Annotated in this window: 23 protein-coding genes; 15 read left to right on the forward strand and 8 right to left on the reverse strand. The window is 70.7% G+C overall.

All coding sequences use genetic code 11. The features are described 5' to 3' along the window. Positions 1 to 9 precede the first annotated feature (9 nt). Both OG574_RS14360 and OG574_RS14365 read left to right on the forward strand, forming a co-directional pair. The gene (locus OG574_RS14360) at positions 10 to 1320 is read left to right on the forward strand and encodes an aspartate aminotransferase family protein (RefSeq protein WP_326773556.1); all 1311 of its coding nucleotides are present in this window, start codon (positions 10 to 12) and stop codon (positions 1318 to 1320) included. A gap of 172 nt (positions 1321 to 1492) precedes the next feature. Beyond that, on the forward strand, positions 1493 to 2689 hold the full coding sequence (locus tag OG574_RS14365) for a DUF3472 domain-containing protein (protein WP_326773557.1): 1197 nt from the start codon (positions 1493 to 1495) through the stop codon (positions 2687 to 2689). 36 nt (positions 2690 to 2725) lie between these two features. Here the strand turns inward: OG574_RS14365 and OG574_RS14370 are convergent, their stop codons facing one another. Beyond that, entirely contained in the window at positions 2726 to 4285 is a 1560-nt protein-coding gene (locus OG574_RS14370) for a right-handed parallel beta-helix repeat-containing protein (protein ID WP_326773558.1), read from the reverse strand. 155 nt (positions 4286 to 4440) lie between these two features. Continuing rightward, entirely contained in the window at positions 4441 to 5484 is a 1044-nt protein-coding gene (locus OG574_RS14375) for a M36 family metallopeptidase (RefSeq protein ID WP_326773559.1), read from the reverse strand. A gap of 110 nt (positions 5485 to 5594) precedes the next feature. On the opposite strand from OG574_RS14375, the gene OG574_RS14380 reads away from it, so the two are divergent. From OG574_RS14380 to OG574_RS14435, 12 genes are all read left to right on the forward strand, one after another. After that, positions 5595 to 6161 (forward strand): GNAT family N-acetyltransferase, encoded by a 567-nt coding sequence (locus OG574_RS14380; protein ID WP_326773560.1) that lies wholly within the window; start codon positions 5595 to 5597, stop codon positions 6159 to 6161. Positions 6162 to 6376: 215 nt separating this feature from the next. Beyond that, positions 6377 to 6460, forward strand: coding sequence for a putative leader peptide (locus OG574_RS14385; protein ID WP_324902501.1), 84 nt, complete (start codon positions 6377 to 6379; stop codon positions 6458 to 6460). 118 nt (positions 6461 to 6578) lie between these two features. Next, entirely contained in the window at positions 6579 to 8276 is a 1698-nt protein-coding gene (locus tag OG574_RS14390; RefSeq protein ID WP_326773561.1) for a nitrite/sulfite reductase, read from the forward strand. After that, positions 8273 to 8452, forward strand: coding sequence for a hypothetical protein (locus OG574_RS14395; RefSeq protein WP_100591340.1), 180 nt, complete (start codon positions 8273 to 8275; stop codon positions 8450 to 8452). The genes OG574_RS14390 and OG574_RS14395 overlap by 4 nt, the downstream gene beginning before the upstream one ends. Beyond that, positions 8449 to 9171 carry a phosphoadenylyl-sulfate reductase gene (locus OG574_RS14400; protein ID WP_326773562.1) on the forward strand — a complete coding sequence of 241 codons (723 nt, stop codon included), beginning with the start codon at positions 8449 to 8451 and terminating at the stop codon, positions 9169 to 9171. Before OG574_RS14395 ends, OG574_RS14400 begins: the two co-directional genes overlap by 4 nt. Further along, on the forward strand, positions 9171 to 9737 hold the full coding sequence (gene cysC / locus OG574_RS14405) for an adenylyl-sulfate kinase (RefSeq protein WP_199841625.1): 567 nt from the start codon (positions 9171 to 9173) through the stop codon (positions 9735 to 9737). The genes OG574_RS14400 and cysC overlap by 1 nt, the downstream gene beginning before the upstream one ends. Continuing rightward, the gene (gene cysD, locus OG574_RS14410) at positions 9734 to 10672 is read left to right on the forward strand and encodes a sulfate adenylyltransferase subunit CysD (protein ID WP_326773563.1); all 939 of its coding nucleotides are present in this window, start codon (positions 9734 to 9736) and stop codon (positions 10670 to 10672) included. Before cysC ends, cysD begins: the two co-directional genes overlap by 4 nt. Further along, on the forward strand, positions 10673 to 12031 hold the full coding sequence (locus OG574_RS14415; protein WP_326773564.1) for a sulfate adenylyltransferase subunit 1: 1359 nt from the start codon (positions 10673 to 10675) through the stop codon (positions 12029 to 12031). 230 nt (positions 12032 to 12261) lie between these two features. Beyond that, positions 12262 to 13377, forward strand: coding sequence for an aliphatic sulfonate ABC transporter substrate-binding protein (locus OG574_RS14420; RefSeq protein ID WP_326773565.1), 1116 nt, complete (start codon positions 12262 to 12264; stop codon positions 13375 to 13377). Positions 13378 to 13426: 49 nt separating this feature from the next. Then, positions 13427 to 14218, forward strand: a complete 792-nt coding sequence (locus OG574_RS14425; protein ID WP_326773566.1) for an ABC transporter ATP-binding protein — start codon at positions 13427 to 13429, stop codon at positions 14216 to 14218. Next, entirely contained in the window at positions 14205 to 15128 is a 924-nt protein-coding gene (locus tag OG574_RS14430; RefSeq protein WP_326773567.1) for an ABC transporter permease, read from the forward strand. Before OG574_RS14425 ends, OG574_RS14430 begins: the two co-directional genes overlap by 14 nt. A gap of 7 nt (positions 15129 to 15135) precedes the next feature. Next, entirely contained in the window at positions 15136 to 15885 is a 750-nt protein-coding gene (locus tag OG574_RS14435; protein WP_326773568.1) for a sirohydrochlorin chelatase, read from the forward strand. A 19-nt stretch (positions 15886 to 15904) separates the two neighbouring features. Here the strand turns inward: OG574_RS14435 and OG574_RS14440 are convergent, their stop codons facing one another. From OG574_RS14440 to OG574_RS14465, 6 genes are all read right to left on the reverse strand, one after another. Beyond that, complete coding sequence (locus OG574_RS14440; RefSeq protein WP_326773569.1) at positions 15905 to 16555, reverse strand: mycothiol-dependent nitroreductase Rv2466c family protein; 651 nt, start codon at positions 16553 to 16555, stop codon at positions 15905 to 15907. Between the two features lie 87 nt (positions 16556 to 16642). Continuing rightward, positions 16643 to 17194, reverse strand: coding sequence for a TIGR03086 family metal-binding protein (locus OG574_RS14445; protein ID WP_326773570.1), 552 nt, complete (start codon positions 17192 to 17194; stop codon positions 16643 to 16645). Between the two features lie 81 nt (positions 17195 to 17275). Further along, positions 17276 to 18283: a ketopantoate reductase family protein gene (locus OG574_RS14450; protein WP_326773571.1), complete on the reverse strand. Its 1008-nt coding sequence runs from the start codon at positions 18281 to 18283 to the stop codon at positions 17276 to 17278. A 557-nt stretch (positions 18284 to 18840) separates the two neighbouring features. Further along, entirely contained in the window at positions 18841 to 19206 is a 366-nt protein-coding gene (locus OG574_RS14455) for a nuclear transport factor 2 family protein (protein ID WP_326773572.1), read from the reverse strand. Then, positions 19199 to 19750 (reverse strand): DUF1697 domain-containing protein, encoded by a 552-nt coding sequence (locus OG574_RS14460; RefSeq protein WP_326773573.1) that lies wholly within the window; start codon positions 19748 to 19750, stop codon positions 19199 to 19201. Before OG574_RS14460 ends, OG574_RS14455 begins: the two co-directional genes overlap by 8 nt. A 73-nt stretch (positions 19751 to 19823) precedes the next feature. Beyond that, positions 19824 to 21035 (reverse strand): S8 family peptidase, encoded by a 1212-nt coding sequence (locus tag OG574_RS14465; RefSeq protein ID WP_326773574.1) that lies wholly within the window; start codon positions 21033 to 21035, stop codon positions 19824 to 19826. 397 nt (positions 21036 to 21432) lie between these two features. On the opposite strand from OG574_RS14465, the gene OG574_RS14470 reads away from it, so the two are divergent. Next, the gene (locus tag OG574_RS14470) at positions 21433 to 23688 is read left to right on the forward strand and encodes an MMPL family transporter (RefSeq protein ID WP_326773575.1); all 2256 of its coding nucleotides are present in this window, start codon (positions 21433 to 21435) and stop codon (positions 23686 to 23688) included. The last annotated feature ends 25 nt before the right edge of the window (positions 23689 to 23713 follow it).

Raw genomic sequence — 23713 nt, forward strand, 5'->3', positions numbered from 1 at the left:
GAGGAATTGATGGCATATCACAAGAGCCGCGAGCTCTTCGAGCGCGCACGAGGGTCGCTCGCGGGCGGCACCAGCTCCTCCTCCCGCATCACCACCACCGGGCCGGAGCCCCATCCGCTGTACATGGAGAGCGGCTCCGGTGCGCGCATCAGGGACGTGGACGGCAACACCTACGTGGACTATCTGCTCGCCTACGGCAGCGCCGTCCTCGGCCACGCGAACCCGCTGCTCACCGACGCCCTCTCGACGGTCCTGGCGAGCGGCACCATGTTCGGCACGTGCAACGTCCCGGAGATCGAACTCGCCGAGAAGATCCGGGAGTCGGTGCCGTGCGCCGACCTCGTGCGCTACGCGAACTCCGGCTCCGAGGCGGTCCAGGGCGCGATACGGGCCGCGCGCGGCTTCACCGGGCGCTCCCTCGTCGTGAAGTTCGAGGGCCACTACCACGGCTGGACCGACACGCTCGCGGTGTCCAGCAAGTCGACGCGGGACGAAGTCGGCCCGTACGAGGCGCCGTTCGCGAAACCGCACTCGCGCGGGATCCCGCAGGGCGTGCTGGATGACGTGGTGATCTGCCCGTGGAACGACGCCGAGGTCCTGCGTGACGTCCTCGACGCGCACCGCGGCCGGATCGCCGCAGTCGTGTGCGAGCCGATCGTCGCCAACAACGCCTGCACGATGCCGGTCCCGGGCTACCTGGAGACCCTGCGCGCGGAGTGCACGAGGCGCGGCATCGTGCTCGTCTTCGACGAGGTCTGCACAGGATTCCGCACCGGACCCGGCGGCGCGCAGGCCCTCTTCGGGGTCGTGCCCGACCTCGCGGTCTACTCCAAGGCGCTCGGCGGCGGGCTGCCCATCTCGGCGTTCGCGGGCTGCCGGGAGATCATGGAGCAGGTCGGCGACAACCGGATCAAGCAGGGCGGCACGTACAACGGTTCCCCCCTGTGCGCCACGGCCGCCCTGGTGACCGTCACCCAGCTCGCCGATCCCGCGGTCGCCGGCCGGATCGACGAGGCGGGGCGGCGCGTCATGGAGGCGGTCCGCCGGGCGTCCCGCGACCACGGCGTGCCGTGCGCGGTCCAGGGGGTCGGCGCGATGTTCCAGATCGTGTTCTCGGCGGACGGCGCCCCGACCCGCCACTACCGCGATCTCTTCGCCGCCGATCTGGACCGCTACGAGCGCTTCCGCCACGAGCTGCTGGTGCGCGGTATCCACGTCAACGTGTACGGCCTCGCCTGCTGGTTCGTCTCCGCCGCACTCGAGGAGGACGACATCCGGCGCACCTGCGAAGCCGTGAACGAGGCGTTCGCGGCGCTGTGACGGCCCTGCGCGCCCCCTCTTGCCCCGCGCCGTCCGATGGCGCAAGATGTGCCCGGCACGCGCGATCATGCTCTAAGTCACGCGCTTTCAATCACCTTCGCGCACGATGGTGCGCAGTGCAGCCCGACGCACTCCCTTCACGCATCCACCTCCATCACAGGCAGGGTTTTCGATGACTGGACGCTTCACCCGTTCCCTCAAGCGGCGGTCCGTGCCGCTCCTCGCGGCCCTCGGCCTCGCCGCCGGCGCCGGCCTGGCCTCCGCCCCCGCGGCGAACGCGGACGACACGATCGGCACGACCCCGGGGACGTACACCTACTACTCGTTCCCGTCGGCGGCCGACGGGCTCAGCGAGGTCACCTGGTCCACGACGGTCGAGAAGGACCCCGGCTACAACGCGAACACCTTCTGGAGCCACCAGTTCGGCTTCAACGTCGGCAACGGCGCCTACATCGGGATGCAGCGCAACGGCGGCGACAAGCCCACGTTCCTGTTCTCGGTGTGGGACAGCTTCGAGCGCAAGCCCGGCTCCGAGGGCAGCTACTGCCTCCAGTTCGGCGGCGAGGGCGAGGGCTCCAGCTGCCGCATGAACCACGACTGGGAGGAGGGGCACACCTACACCTCCACGGTCGCCTACGAGGGCGACGGCTGGTTCGGCGCCACCATCCACGACAGGACCACGGGTGAGTCGTTCAAGCTCGGCAGCGTGCAGACGCCGGCCACGGCCATCAAGCCCACCGGCCTGATCGACTGGGTCGAGTACTTCGAGTGGAACGACCCGCGGGCCACCTGTTACGACCAGCCGTACTCGGACGCCCACTTCGGCCTGCCCACCGGCACCGCCGTCGGCGCCGACGCGGCCGTCAGCTCGGTGACCAAGACCAAGAGCAACCCGCCGTGCGCCGCCGCCGTGGACGCGCGTCCCGACGGAAGCACCAACCAGCGTCTGGCGCTGGGCAATTCGAAGCGCGCCGAGATCTCCGCGCCCGGCGACAAGTGCCTCGCCCCGAGCGGCACCGCCGAGGACGGCGCGGAGCTCACGCTCGCCGCGTGCAAGGACAACGGCCCCGGCGCCTTCGAGCAGTCCTGGGTCCTCGCCGCCGACGGCACGGTGCGGCTGCCGTCGAACTACTGCCTGACGGCGAGCGACAAGAAGAGCGTGCGCATCACCGACTGCGCGGGCGACATCGCCACCGGCGGCAAGGTCACCGACCCGGCCAAGCTGTGGACGTACAACCCGGGCAGGAAGACCCTGGTGAACCAGGCGACCGGGCGCTCCCTCGCCCGCACCGGCTCCGAGGTGAAGCTCGCGCCGGCCGGACCGGGCACGCAGGGCTGGCACGCGCCGGTGCCCGTCAGCGCCCCGTAGGGCGCCCCGACCAGGATCAGGGCGCCCCGCCGATCGTCACCGGACGGTTGAACTCCCGTTCCACGCACCGATGTTGGGCGCCGCTCCCGGCACCACCGGGTTGCCCGCGAAGTCGCGGGCGCCCGCGTCGGCGAGCGGCGCCCCCGTTCCGAGGGCGGGCGATCCGGCGCGCAGGGAGTAGGCGGCCGCGGCGTCCCCGTAACCCGTGGCCGTGCCCGGACGGGTGAGCAGCGGGTCGGCGGTGGTGCCGCCGGGGTTCGCGGGCGCCGCCCCGATCCCGTACAGCGCGTTGTGGGACGCGGTGACGCCGCCGGAGCGCAGGGTGAAGGCCGCCGTGCCGGCGCCCTGCTTCACGACGAGGTTGTTGTCGAAGGCGATCTCGTGCCGGCTGGTGGTGTTCTCGTTGACGACGGTCTGGCTGACGCCGTCACCTACGTAGATCGTGTTGTGCAGGAAGCGGACCCCGGAGAACGAGCCGCGGCAGGTCTCGATGCCCCTGAAGTGGTCGTTCTGGCTGATGTTGAAGCGGATCACGGCGTCGCCGAGGGTGCCGTCGGCGCTGCAGACGAGGAAGAACCCGCCCGCGTTGTCGTGGCTGTAGTTGTACTGGAAGACGGTCCCGAACGAGCCCTCGTCGACGTCGTACGCCATGCCGTCGCGGGTCGTCTCGCCCCCGGACGTCTCGTTGTACTGGAAGACGGTGCCGTCCGCGTTCCACGGCCACATGCCCGCGTTGTATCCGGCCGAGCGCCGCTGGAAGCCGTGCAGGGTGTTGTGCTCGACCAGGGCGTCCTTGGTGGCGGTCATGACGATGCCGTCGCCGCCGAGGTCGTTCAGTGTGTTGCCGCGCACGACGACGCCGGTGGACGGGACCCAGCGCGGGCCGTTCGGGTCGTAGCCGCTGATGGCGGGCCGCTGGTTCCAGCTGGACGCGAAGAAGATGCCCTCGCGGTCGACCGTCCTGAGGGTGTTGTTCTCGACGCGTACGTCGTCGTAGTGCGTCTCCTTCGCGGACCCGGTGACGGAGAAGAGGATGCCCGCGGAGCCGTCGTTGTCCTTGGTGTCGTCGCCACGGATGTCGTGGATGTCGAGGCCCGTGAGGCGGTAGTGCCTGCCGGTGCCGTAGTCGCTGAGGACGACGCGCACGCCGCGGCGCTTCGTGCCCGGGTTCGCCGCGTTGGTGATCTCCAGGTCGGAGACCTCGATCCACTGCGTGTTCCGCAGGAGGACGGTGTCGGGCGCGCCCGCGCCGTCGATCACCGGCTTCGCGCCGGTGCCGTAGGCGGCGATGCGGACGGGGCTGCCGGGAGCGCCCGCGCCGTTCGGGGTGAGCGTGCCCGTGCAGCGGGTGCCGCGCTTGAGGAGCACCTGGTCGCCGGGGCCGAGGTGCTGGGCGTTGACGGCGGCGAGCGTGCGCCAAGGCGCGGCCCGCGTGCCCTTCTGCGGGCCGGTCCCGCCGCGGCAGTCGACGTAGTGGGCGCGGGACTTGAACGGGGAGGCGGCCGTGGCGGCGGGGGCGGCCGCGAGGGCCGTGACGCCGGCGGTCGCGGCGGCGCAGAGGGCGACGAGCGCGGTGCTGACGCGGGTGCGTCTCATGACGTACCTCCGTGAGTGGTTGCGGGTGCCGGAGGGGACGGAGTCGCCCGGCGGGACGGCTCAGAGCGTGCCGCCCGGCCGGGCCCGACTCCATGGACTTACGGAGGGGGTTCCTGGACATCCGCCGGTCCCGCGCCCTCCGGTCCCGCGCGGACTCACACCCCGGGGATGCCCCGGGCCTGGAACGCCTTGCGCACGGCGTCCGCCGCGCTCTTCCCGTACAACTTCTGCGCGGTCGCGACCGTCGTCAGGGCCGCGTCCGTGAAGCTGGTGTCCGGGGCGAAGCCGAACTGCGCGTCGACGATGACGCGGTCGGCCGTACGCGCGCCGAGCGCGCCCCTGATGTCGAACAGCGCCTGGGACCAGATCTCACCGTCCGCGTGTACCTCCCCCACCTTGTCGGCGTACGTCTTGCCGGTGTCGAGGCGGCGCAGGCAGTGCGGGGCGGTGGCCGTGTACGAGACCGAGTCCCAGTCCGCGACACAGGCGAGGTCGGTCTTGCGCGGCCAGCCGTACTTGGCGTCCGCGTAGGCACCGACGGACGCCGCCAAGTAGTCGCCCCACGCCTCTCCGATGGAGCCTGCCTCCTCGGAGGTACCGAACCCGGGGACCTGCGCGTTGTGCACGGCGTGTCCGTACTCGTGGACGATGACCTCGGCGTCCTCCGCGTCGTCGACGCCGCCCTTGCCGAAGCGGATCTCGGCCTTCTTGTCGGTGAAGAAGGAGTTGTCGGCGCCCCACTGGTCGATACGGACCGGCTGCTGCCGGTCGTTGGCTCCGGGCAGTTCGCTGCCGAAGCCGAGGCTCTGGAGGTACTCCTGTGCCTCGTTGACCCAGAAGTAGGCCATGACCTGCTCGAACTGGTCGTCCTTACGGTCGTATCCACCGGCGCCGGCGACCGAGGCGGCGCCACCGGTGTTCGATCTCACGGAGACCCACTTGCCCGAGAGGCCGCCGCTCGCGTCGAGGTTTCGCAGGGCGGCGAGGGTGTAGGCGGAGGCGGGCACCGCGGTCGCGGAGTCCTTCGCGTCGGTGAGGGTCTGGTCGCCGGACGACTGGACGGGGTTGACCATGAAGACCCGGCCTTGCGGGCCCGCGGCCTGGGCACCGGCCGGGGCGGCGAGGGTCGCGAGGGCCACGGTGGTGATGGCCGTGGCGAGGAGACCGCGGGGTGTGCGGCGAGCTGTCCTGCGGGGCATGAACATTCCTCCGGGTGCGTCGTGCGCGGGGGGTGGCATGGCGCGGGCGGATCTTCCCGTATCGCGGACCGCTTTGGCCAGGGTGCGGGGCCCGTGATTGCCTGACGTGCATGAGCAACATCGCTGTGACCACCTGGTCCCTGGAGCAGACCGCTCCGTCCGACCTCCGGCCGGCCCCCGCGCCCGAGGGCGACGGCCTCCGCGTCGTCCGCGCCGAGGTGCCCTCGCCGGAGTTCAGCCGCTTCCTGTACGCGTCCGTCGGGGGCGACATCCTCTGGACCGACCGGCTGAGCTGGACGTACGCGCGCTGGCAGGAATTCCTGGCGCGGCCGGGCACCGAGACGTGGGTGGCGTACGAGAAGGGGACCCCGGCGGGTTACGTCGAGCTGGAGGCGCAGGACGACGGCGTCGTCGAGATCGTCTACTTCGGCCTGATCCCCGCCTTCCGGGGCCGCCGCATCGGCGGCCACCTCCTCTCCTACGGAGTGGCACGCGCCTGGGACCTGGCCGAGCGGTGGCCGGACCGCGCGCCGACGAAGCGGGTCTGGCTGCACACGTGCAGCAAGGACGGCGAGCACGCGATGGCCAACTACGAGCGGCGCGGGTTCCGCCTCTTCGACACGAAGGTCGAGGATGAGCCCGAGGTGGCGACGCCGGGGCCGTGGCCGGGGGCGTAGCCCGGGCCGTAAGAGAGGGACAAGAACATGAGGGGCGCCGTGAGGCATCGCGGCGCCCCTTCCCGTACCCTCCAGTCACACCCCAGCAGCCACACCCCGGTCCATTCCCGCGGCGTCCAGTGACGCGCGACACATATGTCCACGATGCGAGACAGTCATGTCCACTTTCTGGACAGTGGTGGACTGGGCCGAAAGTCCCATGACACGCTTCCGTCATGGATCGAGCTGGAATTGCCTTGGTGAGTCGGCGGCACGTCGACCTCGGCCGCATGTCCAGCGCCATGTGTCCGGTGAGCTGACTCCACCAGCACCGCCGCACTTTCTCCCCGTACAGCACTCTGCGCACCGCCGCGCCCTCGCGCGAAGTGTGCTGGTCAAAGCTGTCAGAGCCTCCGCCCGCCCGAAGGACGTACACCCATGGCTGCCACCCCTGAAAAGCCCACGACCGCCGCGCCGCGCCGCAAGGTGAGCCGTCACCGCGGCGAGGGCCAGTGGGCCGTGGGGCACTTCACGCCGCTCAACGGCAACGAGCAGTTCAAGAAGGACGACGACGGTCTCAACGTGCGGACACGCATTGAGACGATCTACTCGAAGCGCGGCTTCGACTCCATCGACCCCAATGACCTCCGGGGCCGTATGCGCTGGTGGGGGCTCTACACCCAGCGCAAGCCCGGGATCGACGGCGGCAAGACCGCGATCCTGGAGCCGGAGGAGCTGGACGACGAGTACTTCATGCTCCGCGTCCGCATCGACGGCGGCCGGCTGACGACCGAGCAGCTGCGCGTCATCGGCGAGATCTCGCAGGAGTTCGCGCGCGGCACCGCCGACATCACCGACCGGCAGAACATCCAGTACCACTGGATCCGCATCGAGGACGTGCCGGAGATCTGGCGGCGCCTCGAAGCCGTCGGGCTCTCCACCACCGAGGCCTGCGGTGACACGCCCCGCGTCATCCTCGGCTCGCCCGTCGCCGGGGTCGCCGCCGACGAGATCATCGACGGCACGCCCGCCATCGACGAGATCCAGCGGCGCTTCATCGGCAACCCCGAGTTCTCGAACCTGCCCCGCAAGTTCAAGACCGCCATCTCCGGATCCCCGCAGCTCGACGTGGCGCACGAGATCAACGACATCGCGTTCGTCGGCGTGAACCACCCCGAGCACGGCCCCGGCTTCGACCTGTGGGTCGGCGGCGGCCTGTCCACCAACCCCAAGCTGGGCCAGCGCCTCGGCGCGTGGGTGCCGCTCGACGAGGTGCCGGACGTGTACGGCGGCGTCATCGGCATCTTCCGCGACTACGGCTACCGCCGCCTGCGCACCCGCGCCCGCCTGAAGTTCCTGCTCGCCGACTGGGGCACCGAGAAGTTCCGGCAGGTCCTGGAGGACGAGTACCTCCAGCGGAAGCTGGTCGACGGCCCCGCGCCCGAGCAGCCCGCCGGCACCTGGCGCGACCACCTCGGCGTGCACCGCCAGAAGGACGGCCTCTTCTACGTCGGCTTCGCGCCCCGTGTCGGCCGCGTGGACGGCACGACCCTCACCAAGATCGCCGAGGTCGCGGGCGCCCACGGCTCCGGCCGGCTGCGTACCACCGCCGAGCAGAAGATGATCGTGCTCGACGTGGCCGAGGACCAGGTCGAGTCGCTGGTGGCGTCCCTGGAGGCGCTGGACCTCAAGGTCAACGCGTCTCCGTTCCGGCGCGGCACCATGGCCTGCACCGGCATCGAGTTCTGCAAGCTCGCCATCGTCGAGACGAAGGCGCGCGGCGCCTCGCTGATCGACGAACTGGAGCGCCGCGTCCCGGAGTTCGACGAGCCCCTCACCATCAACATCAACGGCTGCCCGAACGCCTGCGCCCGTATCCAGGTCGCGGACATCGGCCTCAAGGGCCAGCTGATGCTGGACGCGGACGGCAACCAGGTCGAGGGCTACCAGGTGCACCTGGGTGGCGCGCTCGGCCTCGAGGCCGGGTTCGGCCGCAAGGTCCGCGGCCTGAAGGTCACCGCGGCCGAGCTGCCCGACTACGTCGAGCGGGTCCTCAAGCGCTTCCAGGCGGAGCGCGAGGACGGCGAGCGCTTCGCCACGTGGACCGCGCGGGCGTCCGAGGAGGCCCTCTCGTGAGCGAGCGCGCCGCCCCCTTCTACTGCCCCTACTGCGGTGACGAGGACCTGCGTCCGAACGAGACCGGTCACGGCGCGTGGGAATGCGCGGCGTGCAATCGGGCCTTCCAGTTGAAGTTCCTCGGTCTGCTGACCCGGGGAGTTCAGCGCAACGACGGTGGAGGGGAAGACATATGACGACCACTCAGGCCACGCAGGTACCTGACCGGACCGAGCCCGACCTGCGGGAGCTCGCGGAGCGGGCCGGGCGCGACCTGGAGGACGCGTCCGCCCTGGAGATCCTCAACTGGGCGGTCGACACGTTCGGCAAGCGCTTCTGCGTGACCTCCTCCATGGAGGACGCGGTCGTCGCCCACCTCGCCTCGCGCGCCAGGCCCGGCGTGGACGTCGTCTTCCTCGACACCGGCTACCACTTCGAGGAGACCATCGGCACCCGGGACGCCGTCGAGGCCGTGATGGACGTGAACGTCATCACGCTCACGCCCCGCCAGACCGTCGCCGAGCAGGACGCCGAGTTCGGGCCGAAGCTGCACGACCGCGACCCCGACCTGTGCTGCGCCATGCGGAAGGTCAAGCCCCTTGAGGACGGCCTGAGTTCGTACACGGCATGGGCCACGGGACTGCGCCGCGACGAGTCCCCGACGCGGGCGAACACCCCGGTCGTCGGCTGGGACGAGAAGCGCCGCAAGGTGAAGGTCTCGCCGATCGCCCGCTGGACGCAGGACGACGTCGAGGCGTACGTCGCCGAGCACGGTGTGCTGACCAACCCCCTCCTCATGGACGGCTACGGCTCCGTGGGCTGCGCCCCCTGCACGCGGCGCCTCCTCGAGGGCGAGGACGCGCGGGCCGGCCGCTGGGCCGGAAGCAACAAGACCGAGTGCGGGATCCACGGCTGATGCCCGGGACCACAGAGACTTTGGAGAAGCAAGTGACCGGAGCCACCGTCTGGCTCACGGGTCTGCCGAGCGCGGGCAAGACCACCATCGCCAACGAGCTCGCCGAGCAGCTGCGCACCGACGGCCGCCGCGTCGAGGTGCTCGACGGCGACGAGATCCGCGAGTTCCTCTCGGCGGGCCTCGGCTTCAGCCGCGCGGACCGCGACACCAACGTGCAGCGCATCGGCTTCCTCGCCGAACTCCTCGCCCGCAACGGCGTGCTGACGCTCGTCCCGGTGATCGCACCCTTCGCGGACAGCCGGGAGGCGGTACGCAAGCGCCACCAGGCCGGCGGCACCGGCTACCTCGAGGTGCACGTGGCCACGCCCGTCGAGGTGTGCTCCGTGCGCGACGTGAAGGGCCTGTACGCGAAGCAGGCGGCGGGCGAGATCTCCGGGCTCACCGGGGTCGACGACCCGTACGAGGCACCCGAATCGCCCGACCTGCGCATCGAGTCGCACACCCAGACCGTGCAGGAGTCCGCGGCGGCGCTCTACGCGCTGCTCACCGAGAGGGGTCTCTCATGACGACCGTCGCACCCACCACAGGCGAAGAGACCGACAGCCCGTACGCGCTCTCGCACCTGGACGCCCTCGAGTCCGAGGCCGTGCACATCTTCCGTGAGGTCGCGGGCGAGTTCGAGCGGCCGGTGATCCTCTTCTCCGGCGGCAAGGACTCCATCGTGATGCTGCACCTGGCGCTGAAGGCGTTCGCGCCGGCGCCGGTGCCGTTCACGCTGCTGCACGTCGACACCGGGCACAACTTCCCCGAGGTCCTCGAGTACCGCGACCGGGTCGTCGCCGAGCACGGCCTGCGGCTGCACGTCGCGTCCGTGCAGGAGTACATCGACCGCGGCGCCCTCAAGGAGCGCCCGGACGGGACGCGCAACCCGCTGCAGACGGTGCCGCTGACGGAGAAGATCCAGGCGGAGCGCTTCGACGCGGTCTTCGGCGGCGGGCGCCGCGACGAGGAGAAGGCGCGCGCCAAGGAGCGCGTGTTCTCCCTGCGCGACGAGTTCTCCCAGTGGGACCCGCGCCGCCAGCGCCCCGAGTTGTGGCAGCTCTACAACGGCCGCCACGCCCCCGGCGAGCACGTGCGCGTCTTCCCGCTGTCCAACTGGACCGAGCTCGACGTGTGGCAGTACATCGCCCGCGAGGGCATCGCACTGCCGGAGATCTACTTCGCCCACGAGCGGGACGTCTTCAAGCGCTCCGGCATGTGGCTGACCGCCGGTGAGTGGGGCGGCCCCAAGGACGGCGAGAGCGTCGAGAAGCGCCTCATCCGCTACCGCACGGTCGGCGACATGTCGTGCACCGGCGCCGTCGACTCCGACGCGACGACGCTGGACGCCGTGATCGCCGAGATCGCCGCCTCCCGGCTCACCGAGCGGGGCGCGACCCGTGCCGACGACAAGATGTCCGAGGCCGCGATGGAAGACCGCAAGCGCGAGGGGTATTTCTAAATGACCACCACCACAGAGCAGTTGGCCGACCTGTCGGCCACCACCCTGCTGCGGTTCGCCACCGCCGGTTCCGTCGACGACGGCAAGTCCACGCTCGTGGGCCGCCTGCTCCACGACTCCAAGTCGGTCCTCACGGACCAGCTGGAGGCCGTCGAGCACGCGTCCCGCAACCGCGGTCAGGAGACGCCCGACCTGGCGCTGCTCACCGACGGCCTGCGCGCCGAGCGCGAGCAGGGCATCACCATCGACGTCGCCTACCGCTACTTCGCCACGGCCCGGCGCCGGTTCATCCTGGCCGACACCCCGGGCCATGTGCAGTACACCCGGAACATGGTGACCGGCGCGTCCACCGCCGACCTCGCCGTCGTCCTCGTCGACGCCCGCAACGGCGTCATCGAGCAGACCCGCCGGCACGCCGCCGTCGCCGCGCTGCTGCGCGTCCCGCACGTCGTGCTCGCGGTGAACAAGATGGACCTGGTCGACTACGCGGAGCCCGTCTTCGCGAAGATCGCCGAGGAGTTCACGGCGTACGCGTCCGACCTGGGCGTTCCCGAGATCACCGCGATCCCGATCTCCGCGCTCGCCGGTGACAACGTCGTGGAGCCGTCCGCGAACATGGACTGGTACGGCGGCCCGACCGTGCTCGAGCACCTGGAGACGGTCCCGGTCAGCCACGACCTGACGAGCTGCCACGCACGGCTGCCCGTGCAGGTCGTGATCCGCCCGCAGACCGCCGAGCACCCCGACTACCGCGGCTACGCGGGCCAGATCGCGGCCGGCACGTTCCGCGTCGGCGAGTCCGTCACCGTACTGCCGTCGGGCCGCACGTCGAAGGTCTCCGGGATCGACCTGCTGGGCAAGTCGGTCGACGTGGCCTGGACGCCGCAGTCGGTGACCCTCCTCCTGGAGGACGACATCGACATCTCGCGCGGCGACCTGATCGTGCCGACCGGCGACGCGCCCGCCACCTCGCAGGACGTCGAGGCGACCGTCTGCCACGTGGCCGACCAGCCTCTCGCCGTCGGCCAGCGCGTGCTGCTCAAGCACACGACACGCACGGTCAAGGCGATCGTCAAGGAGATCCCCTCGCGGCTCACCCTGGACGATCTGTCCCAGCACCCCGAGCCGGGACAGCTCGTCGCCAACGACATCGGCCGCGTCAAGGTCCGCACCGCCGAGCCGGTCGCGCTCGACGACTACGCCGACTCGCGCCGCACCGGTTCGTTCCTCCTCATCGACCCGTCCGACGGGACGACGCTCGCCGCCGGCATGGCGGGCGAGGCGTTCGGCGGCAAGGCGCATGCGGCCCACGCGGAAGAGACCGCGCCGGCCTCGGACGACGACGGCTGGGACTTCTAGTCATGACGGCCATCGACATGTATGCGACGTTCGCGAAAGAGGGCGGCCGCGTCGGCAGCGGCGCCCTCGGCGCGGGCCAGGGCGGGGTCGGGCGATGTGCGCGATGACGTACGCGCACTGCCTGCGCGCCCACACCCCCCGCGACCTGTTCGTGCGAAGACGAAACCCTGCCGACCTCCCGGCCACGCCCTGAGAGCGTGACCGCCGGGCCAACGAGAGGACCACCTCCCGTGCCTGCCAACTCCGCCTCCTGGCGCCGCGGCCTCGCCGCCGTCGCCGCCCTGCCGCTCCTCGCGCTCGCCGCGACGGCCTGCGGCTACGGCTCCGACGCCAAGGACGACACGTCCGGCAAGACGAACGTCGCCGCCAAGGGCAAGAAGCTCTCCGCCGACACCGTGAAGATCGGTTACTTCGGCAACCTGACGCACGGCACCGCCCTCGTGGGCAACCAGAAGGGCTTCTTCCAGAAGGAGCTCCAGGGCACACAGGCCAAGTACCAGATCTTCAACGCGGGGCCGTCCGAGATCGAGGCGCTCAACGGCGGCTCCATCGACATCGGCTGGATCGGCCCCTCGCCGTCGATCAACGGCTTCACGAAGTCCCAGGGCAAGAGCCTGCGCATCATCGGCGGTTCGGCGTCCGGCGGTGTGAAGCTCGTGGTGAACCCGAAGAAGATCAAGTCCCTGGACGACGTCAAGGGCAAGAAGATCGCCACCCCGCAGCTCGGCAACACGCAGGACGTCGCGTTCCTCAACTGGATCGCCGAGAAGGGCTGGAAGGTCGACGCCAACAGCGGCAAGGGCGACGTCTCCGTGGTCCGTACGGACAACAAGATCACCCCGGACGCCTACAAGTCCGGCTCCGTCGACGGCGCCTGGGTACCGGAGCCGACCGCGTCCAAGCTCGTGGCCGAGGGCGGCAAGGTCCTCCTCGACGAGTCCGACCTGTGGCCCGACAAGAAGTTCGTGATCACGAACATCATCGTGTCGCAGAAGTTCCTCAAGGAGCACCCGGACGTCGTCGAGGCCGTGCTGCGCGGCTCGGTGAAGACGAACGCCTGGATCAACGCCAATCCGGACGAGGCGAAGGCCGCGGCCAACAAGCAGCTGGCGGCCGACTCCGGCAAGGCGCTGCCCGCGAACGTGCTCGACCCGGCCTGGAAGTCGATCCAGTTCACCGACGACCCGCTGGCCTCGACCCTCGGCACCGAGGCGACGCACGCGGTGAAGGCCGGCCTGCTGGAGAAGCCCGACCTCAAGGGCATCTACGACCTCGCGCCGCTGAACAAGGTCCTCAAGGCCGAGGGCAAGGGCGCGGTCGCCGACGCCGGCCTCGGCGTCAAGTAACCGCGTCGGCAAAGCCCGTAATCGCTTGAGTTCCCAGGAGGTGACGACCATGGCAACGACCCTCGCCAAGGCCGCGGACGGCGGCACGCGGACCACCGGCCACGCCGCGCGGATCGAGCACGTCTCGAAGTCCTTCGCCACGCCCGCCGGGCAGCAGCTCGTCCTGGACGACATCACGCTCGATGTCGCTCCGGGCGAGTTCGTCACCCTCCTGGGAGCCTCGGGCTGCGGGAAGTCGACGCTGCTCAATCTGGTCGCGGGCCTCGACCGGCCCTCGTCCGGCGAGATCAGCACGCAGGGCCGGCCGGCCCTGATGTTCCAGGAGCACGCCCTCTTCCCGTGGCTGACCGCGGGCAAGAACATCGAACTGGCCCTGAAGCTGCGCGGCGTTCCGAAGGCGGACCGCCGCACGCGGGCGGAGGAGCTCCTGGAGCTCGTCCGCCTGAACGGCGCGTACGGCAAGCGGGTGCACGAGCTGTCGGGCGGTATGCGCCAGCGCGTGGCGATGGCCCGCGCGCTCGCGCAGGACAGCCAACTGCTGCTGATGGACGAGCCGTTCGCCGCGCTCGACGCCATCACGCGCGACGTGCTGCACGACGAGCTGACCCGCATCTGGCGCGAGACGAACGTCTCCGTCCTGTTCGTCACCCACAACGTCCGCGAGGCGGTACGCCTCGCGGAGCGGGTCGTACTGCTCTCGTCGCGGCCGGGCCGGGTGGCGCACGAGTGGCGGGTCGGCATTCCGCAGCCGCGCCGCATCGAGGACACCGCCGTGGCGGAACTGTCCGTCGAGATCACCGAACAACTGCGTGGGGAGATCCGCCGCCATGGCCAGCACTGAGACGACGACCGCGGGCAAGGACACGGGCGCCGTCAAGGACACGGGCGCCGGGCAGGACCTGGCGGGTCTCGAAGCGGGGCTCGACGCCCTGGACACCGTGCACACCGCCCGTACCCCGCTGCGCCAGACGCTGGTCCAGAAGGTGCTGCCGCCGCTGACGGCGGTGCTCCTGGTCCTGGTGGTGTGGCAGGGACTGGTCTCGTTCAAGATCGTCGACGACCCGAGCAAGCTGCCCTCGCCGTCCGCGGTGTGGGGCGAGGTGTCCGACGCGTGGCTGCAGGGGACGCTTCTCGACTACATCTGGACGAGCGTGTCGCGCGGCCTGCTCGGCTTCCTGCTGGCACTCGTGATCGGCACCCCGCTCGGCCTGGTCGTCGCCCGGGTCCGGTTCATCCGGTCCGCGATCGGCCCGATCCTGTCCGGCCTCCAGTCGCTGCCCTCGGTCGCCTGGGTCCCGCCGGCCGTGATCTGGCTGGGCCTCGACAACAAGATGATGTACGCCGTGATCCTGCTCGGCGCGGTCCCCTCGATCGCCAACGGCCTGGTGTCGGGCGTCGACCAGGTGCCGCCGCTGTTCCTGCGGGCCGGCCGCACGCTCGGCGCGACGGGCCTGCGGCACACCTGGCACATCGTGCTCCCGGCCGCGCTGCCCGGCTATCTCGCGGGCCTGAAGCAGGGCTGGGCGTTCTCGTGGCGCTCGCTGATGGCCGCGGAGATCATCGCCTCGTCGCCCGACCTGGGCATCGGCCTCGGCCAGCTCCTGGAGAACGGCCGCAACGCCAGCTCCATGTCCATGGTCTTCCTCGCCATCTTCCTGATCCTGATCGTCGGCATCGCCATCGACCTGCTGATCTTCAGCCCCCTGGAGCGGCGCGTCCTGCGCAGCCGCGGCCTCCTGGTGAGGAGCTGACCCCGTCATGCACCAGCGCCCCGCCCGCCCGGTCCTGCTCGTGATCGCTCACGGCAGCCGCGACCCGCGCCATGCCGCGACGGTCCACGCGCTCGTACGCGAAGTACGGGCGCTGCGGCCGGGGCTGCGCGTGGAGACGGGGTTCCTGGACTTCAACGTCCCCTCGGTGAACGGCGTCCTGGAGTCCCTGGCGGCGGAGGGCGTGCGCGACGTGGTCGCCCTCCCCCTGCTCCTGACGCGCGCGTTCCACGCGAAGGCGGACATCCCGGCGGTCCTGCGGCAGGCCCCGGCCCGGCTGCGGATCCGCCAGGCGGAGGTGCTCGGCCCCTCCCCACTCCTGACGGCAGCGCTCGAACGCCGCCTCTACCAGGCCGGGCTCACCCCGGCCGACAAGCCCACGACCGGGGTCGTCCTGGCCTCGGCGGGCTCCACAGACCCGGAGGCGATCGCAGTGATCGCTGAAATCGCGCGGGAGTGGCGGCACACCGGTTGGTGCGCCGTGCGACCTGCGTTCGCCTCCGCATCTCTGCCCCGCACGGAGGACGCCGTGGCTGGGCTGCGCGCCGAGGGCGTCCGCCGGGTGGCGGTGGCCCCCTACGTCCTGGCCCCCGGCCACCTCCCGGACCGCATCGCCCGCGGCGCCTCCCGAGCGGACGTCCTCGCGGACGTACTGGGCCCGGCACCGGAGGTGGCGCGGCTGCTTGTGCGGCGCTATGAGGCAGCGACCGTACGGGAGTTGGTGGCGGTGGGCGCGTGAGGCGATCGCCTCAACGGCGTCAGGAGAAGTCCAGACCCCCGGTCCTCGTCCGCTTCAGTTCGAAGAGGTCGGGGTGGGTCGCCAAGGTGCGGAAGCTGTCGAAGAGGCGGGCCGCTTCCTGGCCGCGCGGGATCGCGCGCAGTACCGGGCCGAACCACACCGTGCCGTCGACGTGGATCGTGGGTGTGCCCACATAGCCGTCGGAGCCGGGCTCCTTGCCGGCGTCGTGGCTACGGCGGACCGCTTCGTCGTACGCCGGGTCGTTCGCGGCCCGGGCGAGTTCGGCGGGGAGGCCCAGCTCCGCCAGTGAGTCGGCGACGACCTGGTCGAAGTCCTCGTTCTTCTCCTCGTGGATGCGGGTGCCGAAGGCCGTGTAGAGGTCCCGGAGCACCTTCTCGCCGTGCTGTTCGGCCGCGGCCACCGCGACCCGCACCGGGCCGATCGACCTGTCGACCAGTTCCCGGTACCAGTCGGGGAGTTCGTTGCCGATGTTGTGCAGGTAGAGGCTCATGGGGTGGAAGCGGATGTCGAGCGCGCGTTCACGTTCCACCTCCAGCATCCAGCGCGAGGTGATCCACGCGAAGGGGCAGGCAGGGTCGAAGTAGAAGTCCACGCGGGGCGCTGAGGTGGCGTCTGGGCGAGACGCTGCGTGATCGGTCGTCGTCTTCATGACCCTGACGCTACCTGGCCAGTGGCCCGCCCCCTTGGTCCATTCTCGTACTGTTCCCCTGGGCCATTCAGCTCGGATCGCGTCCGCTCAGGATGAGCGCGCGGTGGAACACGGGCGCGCCATACGGCACCGGGACCACATCGGCGAAGCCGTCGTGCCGGCGGTACTCCTCGGCGTTCGCCTCGATGACTCCGAGCAGGAGGCGGCCGTGTCGTCCGAGACCTGGAACTTCTGGCCGGTGGCGCGGGCCACGTCCCAGCCGTGGAGGGCGAGTTCGGCGATGAGCAGTCCGGCGATCTCCGGTGCGGGCGTCGTCGCGAAGCCGAGGTCGATCTCGCCCTCCCAGACCCGCGGGTCCGCCCACGCGGCGACGGCCCGTTCGAGCTGCACGGCGTACGCGTCGGCCCAGCCGGTATCGGCCGCGAAGTCACGGGCGGTGGCTCGTCGGGGAGCCTCGTGCGCAGGGCCCGGTGCTCCAGGCCGTGCCGGGGTGCAGAGGACCCAGTGGTTGACGAGGGCGCGGACGTCCCGGTCGCCGCACCCGCTCGGCTCGGGCAGGCGGCCCGCATCGACGCCCCGCGACGCGACCCTGCCGGCCTCCGCGGCGCATTCCTTCATGGAGGTGTACTCGTTTTCCATGCGGCAGGCGTCTGGCGCGAGGACCGCCGGTGGCTTGGAGAAATGCGACAACGCGACAGCAGCCAACGGGAAGCGCGACAGCTACCGCGTCGCCGCGGCGGCCTTTGAGATGAGTTCCGTGATCGGCATTGATCCGGCCGGGCGGCCCTCGCGGGCGAAGCGGTTGGCCACCGACTGGAGGGCGTCGTTGACCGGGGTCGGAACGCCGTGCAGCCGTCCGAGCAGGCCCATCTCGCCGTTGAGGTAGTCGGACTCGATGGTGCCCGTGCCGCGGCTGAGGGACTGCCAGGACGAGCCGCCGCTGCGCTCCGAGCCGTCGAAGGGCTCGAAGCGGATCTTGTCGCCGCGGGACTCCTTCTCCTCCTCCTTGGAGGCGAACGCGATGCCCGCCGAGGCGAGCACGGCCTCGCCCTCCGCACGGGCCCGCCCGTGGAGGGCGAGCCCCTCCTCGCTGGTGATCACCCCGGACACGGCCTCGATCGCGTTGGCCAGGTTGCCGAGGAGCTTGGCGTACTTCCAGCGCATCACGTCGGGCACGACGGGTGCCTCGAAGAAGGACTTCTCCAGGTCGGCGGAGATGCGGTGGGCGGTCTCGTCGGTGCCTCCCGGGTACCGGCCGATGTGCAGGATGCCGGTGAGCTGAGTGCCCGCGGCGGACACGACACCGGGCTCGACGAACGTGGCGGGCAGCCACACGCACATGCCGTACACGCGCCGGAAGAGCCGCAGCGCGAGACGCTCGCTCTCCACTCCGTTCTGCGCGCAGACCAGCGGCAGCCGCTCGGCGGCGGTGCCGCCTCCGGCGACCGGCCGCCCGGCCCACGCTTCGAGCGCGGCGACGCTGTCCTGGGTCTTCACCGCGAGCACGAGCACGTCGTCCGGGCTCAGTTCGCCGAGCTCCCCGGGCCCGGCGACGACCGGGAGACGGTGGATGTGCGGGCCGTCGGGAGTGACGAGCCGCAGCCCGTGGTCCCGCAGTGCCTCGTACTGCTTGCCGCGGGCGACGAGGACGACGTCGTGCCCGGCCTGTGCGAGCCGGCCGCCGATGGCGCCGCCGACCGCTCCTGCTCCGATGATGAGGTAACGCATGCCAACGAGCCTTTCACAGAAGGCTGTAGGGGCCACTCATGATCAGGCAAACTCTCGCGCTCCGCGCACGCGGACGTGCGAGCCTGCTCCCCGTGCGTACACGCTCGGTCCTCTGGGGGACCGGATTCCTCTGCCTGCTCTCGGCGGTTGTGGGCAGCTGCTCGGCCTCCCGGCAGTGGCGGCAGGCGGAGCGGATCGACGCGGCTCCGGTCCGCGTGAGCGGCGTCGTCACCGCCGTCGAGCACGTGCCGAAGAGCGGCTACGAGCAGGTGATCGCGTACGAGGTCCAGGGGCACCGGCGCACCGTCACGAGAGCGCTGGGCACGGGCCCCGGCAGTCCCGGAGTCCGTCACCGGGTGTGTCTGGAGGCCGACCGCGACCACCCCGGCGTGGTGCGGCTCTGCGGTGAGCGGTATCCGTCGGGCGACGACTGTATCCCACGTACGGCCTGGTCGCGGTCGCCGGAGCCATCGGGACCTGTGTCGTTGCGGGCGTCGCGGCCGGGGTCCGCCGCCGCTCCCGCTCGAAGCCGGCGCGCTGACGTCTCCGCGCCGCGCTCACTCCCGGCTGAACGGCGTCCCTTGATGGAAGTACAGCAGCCAGCCCTCGACGCCCTGCCGCCACAGTGAACTGCGGTGTGCGCAGACCCCGTTGCGGTCGGTGTCGAAGGTCAGATGGACGAGCCCGGGGCCGAGCCGCACGCCCTTCATCCGCGAGACGGTGAGGGGCCGCACGCCCAGCTCGGCCGTCGAGGAGAGCTCGGCGATGATCGAGGCGCGGTCCCAGCGGCGGCCCGACACGCCGAACTCGAAGTAGTCGGGGTGCAGCAGCGCGCCGAGCAGCTCCGGGGAGCGGCGCACGGCCGGGTCGAGCAGCCGCAGTTCACCCTCGATGGCGGCGTCGACGGCGTCGAGCTCAGGCACCGGTCATCTCCACGAGCTTGACGACGGTGTTCCAGTTGCGGGAGGTGGCGATGAGGCCCTTGTTCAGGGACGGACGGGAGAGCACGGCGCCGAGCTTCGAGCGGCCGAGGCCCTCGGGGGCGTAGAGGTACAGCTCGCGCGGGCCGAGCCGGAAGTCCTCGGGGGCGAACTCGGCCGGGTCGACGGAGGCGAACCGCTCGGGGTCGACGGGCCCGGAGAAGTAGGTGACGTGCAGCTGCTTGCCCTCGAGCGAGGCGGCGGGGAAGGGGCATGCGTCCACGACCGACGCAAGGTAGGCGTGCTCGCGCACGATCACGTCCACGCCGAAGCCGAACTCCTTCTCGATGGCCGTGCTCAGCTCGGCGGCCAGGGTCGCCTCGTCGCCGTGGTCGCTGGTGAACGTCGCGTTGCCGCTCTGCAGATACGTCCGTACGCCGCCGTGCCCGAGCCCTTCGATCAGGGGGCGAAGCCGCGCCATCGGGACCTTTCTGCTGCCGCCCACATTGATCCCGCGGAGCAGTGCCGCGTACGCCTTTGTCGCCATGGGGACACGATAGGCGGCCGCCGCGCCCCGTGGGGGAGGGCACGGCGGCCGCCGGTCAGGGGTGCTGCCGGTGCTACTCGACGATCTTGAGGAGCTTGTTCGGCGTGCCCTCGCTCGCGTTGGAGATCTTGTCGGGGGTCGCGCCGTCGGTCAGTGCCTTGGAGACGTCCGCGGGCGTCGCGTCCGGGTGGCCGCTCAGGTAGACGGCGGCGGCGCCCACGACGTGGGGGGTCGCCATCGACGTACCGGAGATGGTGTTGGTGGCGTCGTCGCCGGTGTTCCAGTCGGAGGTGATGTCCGAGCCGGGGGCGTAGATGTCCACGACGGAGCCGTAGTTGGAGAAGTCGGACTGCTCGTCGTCCTTGGTGGAGGAGGCGACGGTGATGGCCTCCTTGACGCGGGCCGGGGACCCGGCGGACGCGTCGGTCGACTCGTTGCCCGCGGCGACCGCGAAGGTGACGCCGGAGGCGATGGCCTTCTGGACGGCCGCGTCGAGCGCCTCGTCGGCGCCGCCGCCGAGGGACATGTTGGCGACGGACGGGCCCTGGTGGTTCTTGGTGACCCAGTCGATGCCCGCGACGACCTGCTCGGTGGTGCCCGAGCCCTCGTTGTCGAGGACGCGGACGGCGACGATCTTCGCCTTCTTGGCGACGCCGTGCGCGTCACCGGCGATGGTCCCGGCGACGTGCGTGCCGTGGCCGTTGCCGTCGTCGGCGTTGTCGTCGTTGTCGATGGCGTCGAAGCCGGAGGTGGCGCGGCCGCCGAAGTCCTTGTGGCTGACACGGACGCCGGTGTCGATGACGTACGCGGTCACGCCCTCACCGGCGCTGTCCGGGTACGTGTACTTCTTGTCGCCCGCGGTGTCCGCCTGGTCGATGCGGTCCAGGCCCCACGACGGCGGGTTGTCCTGGGTGGCATCAATGTGGAACTTCTTGTTCTGGACGACCTTGGCGACCGACGAATCGGCGGCGAGGCGCTTGGCCTCGGTCTCCGAAAGGCCGTTCACGGAGAATCCGTTGACGGCGGAGGAGTAGGCGCGCTTCAGCTGGCCGCCGTACTCCTTGGCGAGGTCCTGCTTGCCGTTCTTGTCGGTCTTCTGGTCCAGCAGCACGATGTAGCTGCCGGAGACGGCGCCCTTGGCGTCGAGCCCGTAGACCTTGCCCTCGGCGGGGGTCGAGGCGCCGGCCAGGGAGCCCGCGAAGACGATCACGCCGGCCGCGGTGGCAGCGGTGGCTATCGCCGCGGTGAGCTTCATCGTGTTGCGGGCACGCTTGTGAGTTGCCATGAAGAGGGGTCTCCTCGTGGTTTCTGTGGGGGGGTTTGTGGGGGGTTTACTGATGGATCTCACGCATCCCCCGGCAATCTCCGGAAGATCTCCGGGGGTTGGCACGAAACCCTGTCCGATTGACGCGACCAGATCAAGACCTACATACAGCTGTGACTTGTTCAACAAGCCTTCGTAATAACAATTCGGTCTTCGACCGACACTTCGGACTCCGGGAATTCCCTATAGATGTAGGGGACTTCAGTCCTCCTGAGTGGGGAGCCCGCCCCGCCCGCAAGGAGGAGCCGGGCCCCGCCGGCTCACCGGACAGCACGACGAGACCCTCTTATCGGGCCCATACCTTCGATACGGAGGTGACGGCACGGTGCTGTCACCGCACACAAGGGGGCAGCCCGTCATGGGGAACCGAGACACGCGGGTACGGGGCCTTGCGGCCCGGGCCGGCGGCTGGAGCGTGCGGCACCGATGGGCTGCCGTAGGCATCTGGGTGCTGTTCGTCGTCCTGGCCATGGGGATCGGCACGGCCGCCGGCCGGGTCGATGTGTCGGACAGCGATCAGCTCCAGGGAGAGACCACACAGGCGGCGCGCATCATCGACGACGCCGGTATCGAGGAGCCCGCGGGCGAAACCGTGCTCGTCCAGGGCAGGGACGGCGAAGTGCGGGCGACGGACGCCGACTTCCGGCGGGCCGTCGACGAGGTCGTGAAGGCGGTCCAGGGCACCGGCGCCGCCACGAACGTGAAGTCGCCCTACGACCCGGGGTCGAAGACGATCTCCAAGGACGGCCGCAGCGCGCTCGTCCAGTTCGACATGCGCGGCGACCCCGGCACGGCGAGCGACCGCGTCGAACCGGTACTCAAGGCCGTCCAGAAGGTCCAGCGGACCCATGGCTCGCTGCGGATCGAGGAGATCGGCGGCGCGAGCATGGGCAAGACGTTCGAGGACGCCTTCGGCAACGACTTCCAGCGGGCCGAGTACTCGGCGGTCCCGGTCGCGCTCGGCATCCTCCTCATCGCGTTCGGCGCACTGGTGGCCGCTCTCCTCCCGGTCGCCCTGGCCGTCACCGCGATCATGGCGACGATGGGCCTGATGGGCATCGTCAGCCACCTCCAGCCGATGAGCGACACCGCCAACTCCGTGATGCTGCTGGTGGGTCTCGCGGTCGGCGTCGACTACTGCCTCTTCTATCTGCGGCGCGAGCGCGAGGAGCGGATGAAGGGCCACGACCCGCAGACCGCGCTGCGGGTGGCGGCGGCGACGAGCGGCCGGGCCATCATCGTCTCGGGTGTCACGGTGTGCGTGGCGATGGCGGGCATGCTGTTCACGGGCCTCGCCGAGTTCCAGGCGATGGGCCTCGCCTCACTGATGGTCGTGGCGGTCGCCATGGTGGGCTCCGTGACGGTGCTGCCGGCGCTGCTCTCGCTGCTCGGCGAGCGCGTGGAGAAGGGGCGGCTGCCGTTCCTGAACCGCGGCAGGCGCCGTAACGGGAACGGGGCTCCGGAGGGCAGCCGGTTCTGGCAGGCGGTGCTGCGCGTCGTCCTCGCCCGGCCCGCCGTGTCCGTGGTCGTCGCGATCGGCGCCCTCCTCGCGGTGACCGCCCCGGCACTCGGCATGAAGACCCAGAACCTCACCCTGGACCAGGAGTTCGGCGACTCGCTGCCGATCGTGGCGACGTACGACCGGCTCAACGACGCGTTCCCCGGCGGCTCCGAGCCGGCCGAGGTGGTCGTCAGGGCCGCCGACATCAACGCGCCCGAGGTGCGGAGCGCGATCGCCGGCTTCCGGGAGGCCGCGGTCAGCTCGGGGGCCTCGCGCGGCCCGGTGGACCTCACCGTGCACGGCCGCGAGAACGTGGCGTTCATCAGCGTCCCGCTGGTCGGCGGCTCCGACCAGGACAGGGCGGAGAAGAGCCTCGCACTGATCAGGGACCAGGTGCGGCCGGACACGCTCGGCAAGGTCGACGGGGTCGAGGCGCCCGTCACCGGTCAGGTCGCGGGATCGAAGGACTTCAACGACCAGATCGTCGGCTCGGTGGTCCCGGTGTTCGCTTTCGTCGTGGTCTTCGCGTTCCTGCTGATGCTGCTGTCGTTCCGCTCACTGACGGTGGCCATCACCTCGATCGCCCTCAACCTGCTGTCCGTGGGCGCCGCTTACGGCATCCTGGTCGCCGTCTTCCAGAACGGCTGGGGCGCGTCCCTGGTCGGCGCGGAGGGCGTGGGCGCGATCATCTCCTGGCTGCCGCTGTTCCTCTTCGTGATCCTCTTCGGGCTCTCGATGGACTACCACGTGTTCGTGGTGTCGCGGATCCGGGAGGCGCGGCTTCAGGGACGTACGAACAAGGACGCCATCACGCACGGCGTGGTGACGACGGCGGGCGTGGTCACCAGCGCGGCGGTCATCATGGTGGCCGTCTTCGCGATCTTCGGGACGCTGTCCATGCAGTCGTTCAAGCAGATGGGTGTGGGCCTGGCTGCCGCGGTGCTCATCGACGCGACGGTCATCCGCGGCATCCTGCTCCCCGCCGTGATGGCGCTGCTCGGCGAGCGGAACTGGTATCTGCCGAAGTGGCTGCACCGGCTGCCCGACCTGACCCACGACGAGGTGGCCGCTCCCCCGCCTCCGGCCGTGACGGACGAGAGGGTGGGGGTGTGACGACGGCGTAGGGCTGAGGTACGCG

It is taken from the genome of Streptomyces sp. NBC_01445, assembly GCF_035918235.1.
In the GTDB taxonomy this organism is placed as follows: domain Bacteria; phylum Actinomycetota; class Actinomycetes; order Streptomycetales; family Streptomycetaceae; genus Streptomyces.

What these genes read in the sequence shown, in the direction of transcription:
- OG574_RS14445 (WP_326773570.1), bottom strand. Translation starts at nt 17,194, where the DNA reads ATGGAAAACGAGTACACCTCCATGAAGGAATGCGCCGCGGAGGCCGGC.
- OG574_RS14450 (WP_326773571.1), bottom strand. Translation starts at nt 18,283, where the DNA reads ATGCGTTACCTCATCATCGGAGCAGGAGCGGTCGGCGGCGCCATCGGC.
- OG574_RS14415 (WP_326773564.1), top strand. Translation starts at nt 10,673, where the DNA reads ATGACCACCACCACAGAGCAGTTGGCCGACCTGTCGGCCACCACCCTG.
- cysD (WP_326773563.1), top strand. Translation starts at nt 9,734, where the DNA reads ATGACGACCGTCGCACCCACCACAGGCGAAGAGACCGACAGCCCGTAC.
- OG574_RS14390 (WP_326773561.1), top strand. Translation starts at nt 6,579, where the DNA reads ATGGCTGCCACCCCTGAAAAGCCCACGACCGCCGCGCCGCGCCGCAAG.
- OG574_RS14385 (WP_324902501.1), top strand. Translation starts at nt 6,377, where the DNA reads ATGGATCGAGCTGGAATTGCCTTGGTGAGTCGGCGGCACGTCGACCTC.
- OG574_RS14435 (WP_326773568.1), top strand. Translation starts at nt 15,136, where the DNA reads ATGCACCAGCGCCCCGCCCGCCCGGTCCTGCTCGTGATCGCTCACGGC.
- OG574_RS14460 (WP_326773573.1), bottom strand. Translation starts at nt 19,750, where the DNA reads ATGGCGACAAAGGCGTACGCGGCACTGCTCCGCGGGATCAATGTGGGC.
- cysC (WP_199841625.1), top strand. Translation starts at nt 9,171, where the DNA reads ATGCCCGGGACCACAGAGACTTTGGAGAAGCAAGTGACCGGAGCCACC.
- OG574_RS14360 (WP_326773556.1), top strand. Translation starts at nt 10, where the DNA reads ATGGCATATCACAAGAGCCGCGAGCTCTTCGAGCGCGCACGAGGGTCG.
- OG574_RS14430 (WP_326773567.1), top strand. Translation starts at nt 14,205, where the DNA reads ATGGCCAGCACTGAGACGACGACCGCGGGCAAGGACACGGGCGCCGTC.
- OG574_RS14375 (WP_326773559.1), bottom strand. Translation starts at nt 5,484, where the DNA reads ATGCCCCGCAGGACAGCTCGCCGCACACCCCGCGGTCTCCTCGCCACG.
- OG574_RS14380 (WP_326773560.1), top strand. Translation starts at nt 5,595, where the DNA reads ATGAGCAACATCGCTGTGACCACCTGGTCCCTGGAGCAGACCGCTCCG.
- OG574_RS14465 (WP_326773574.1), bottom strand. Translation starts at nt 21,035, where the DNA reads ATGGCAACTCACAAGCGTGCCCGCAACACGATGAAGCTCACCGCGGCG.
- OG574_RS14470 (WP_326773575.1), top strand. Translation starts at nt 21,433, where the DNA reads ATGGGGAACCGAGACACGCGGGTACGGGGCCTTGCGGCCCGGGCCGGC.
- OG574_RS14440 (WP_326773569.1), bottom strand. Translation starts at nt 16,555, where the DNA reads ATGAAGACGACGACCGATCACGCAGCGTCTCGCCCAGACGCCACCTCA.
- OG574_RS14400 (WP_326773562.1), top strand. Translation starts at nt 8,449, where the DNA reads ATGACGACCACTCAGGCCACGCAGGTACCTGACCGGACCGAGCCCGAC.
- OG574_RS14425 (WP_326773566.1), top strand. Translation starts at nt 13,427, where the DNA reads ATGGCAACGACCCTCGCCAAGGCCGCGGACGGCGGCACGCGGACCACC.
- OG574_RS14365 (WP_326773557.1), top strand. Translation starts at nt 1,493, where the DNA reads ATGACTGGACGCTTCACCCGTTCCCTCAAGCGGCGGTCCGTGCCGCTC.
- OG574_RS14370 (WP_326773558.1), bottom strand. Translation starts at nt 4,285, where the DNA reads ATGAGACGCACCCGCGTCAGCACCGCGCTCGTCGCCCTCTGCGCCGCC.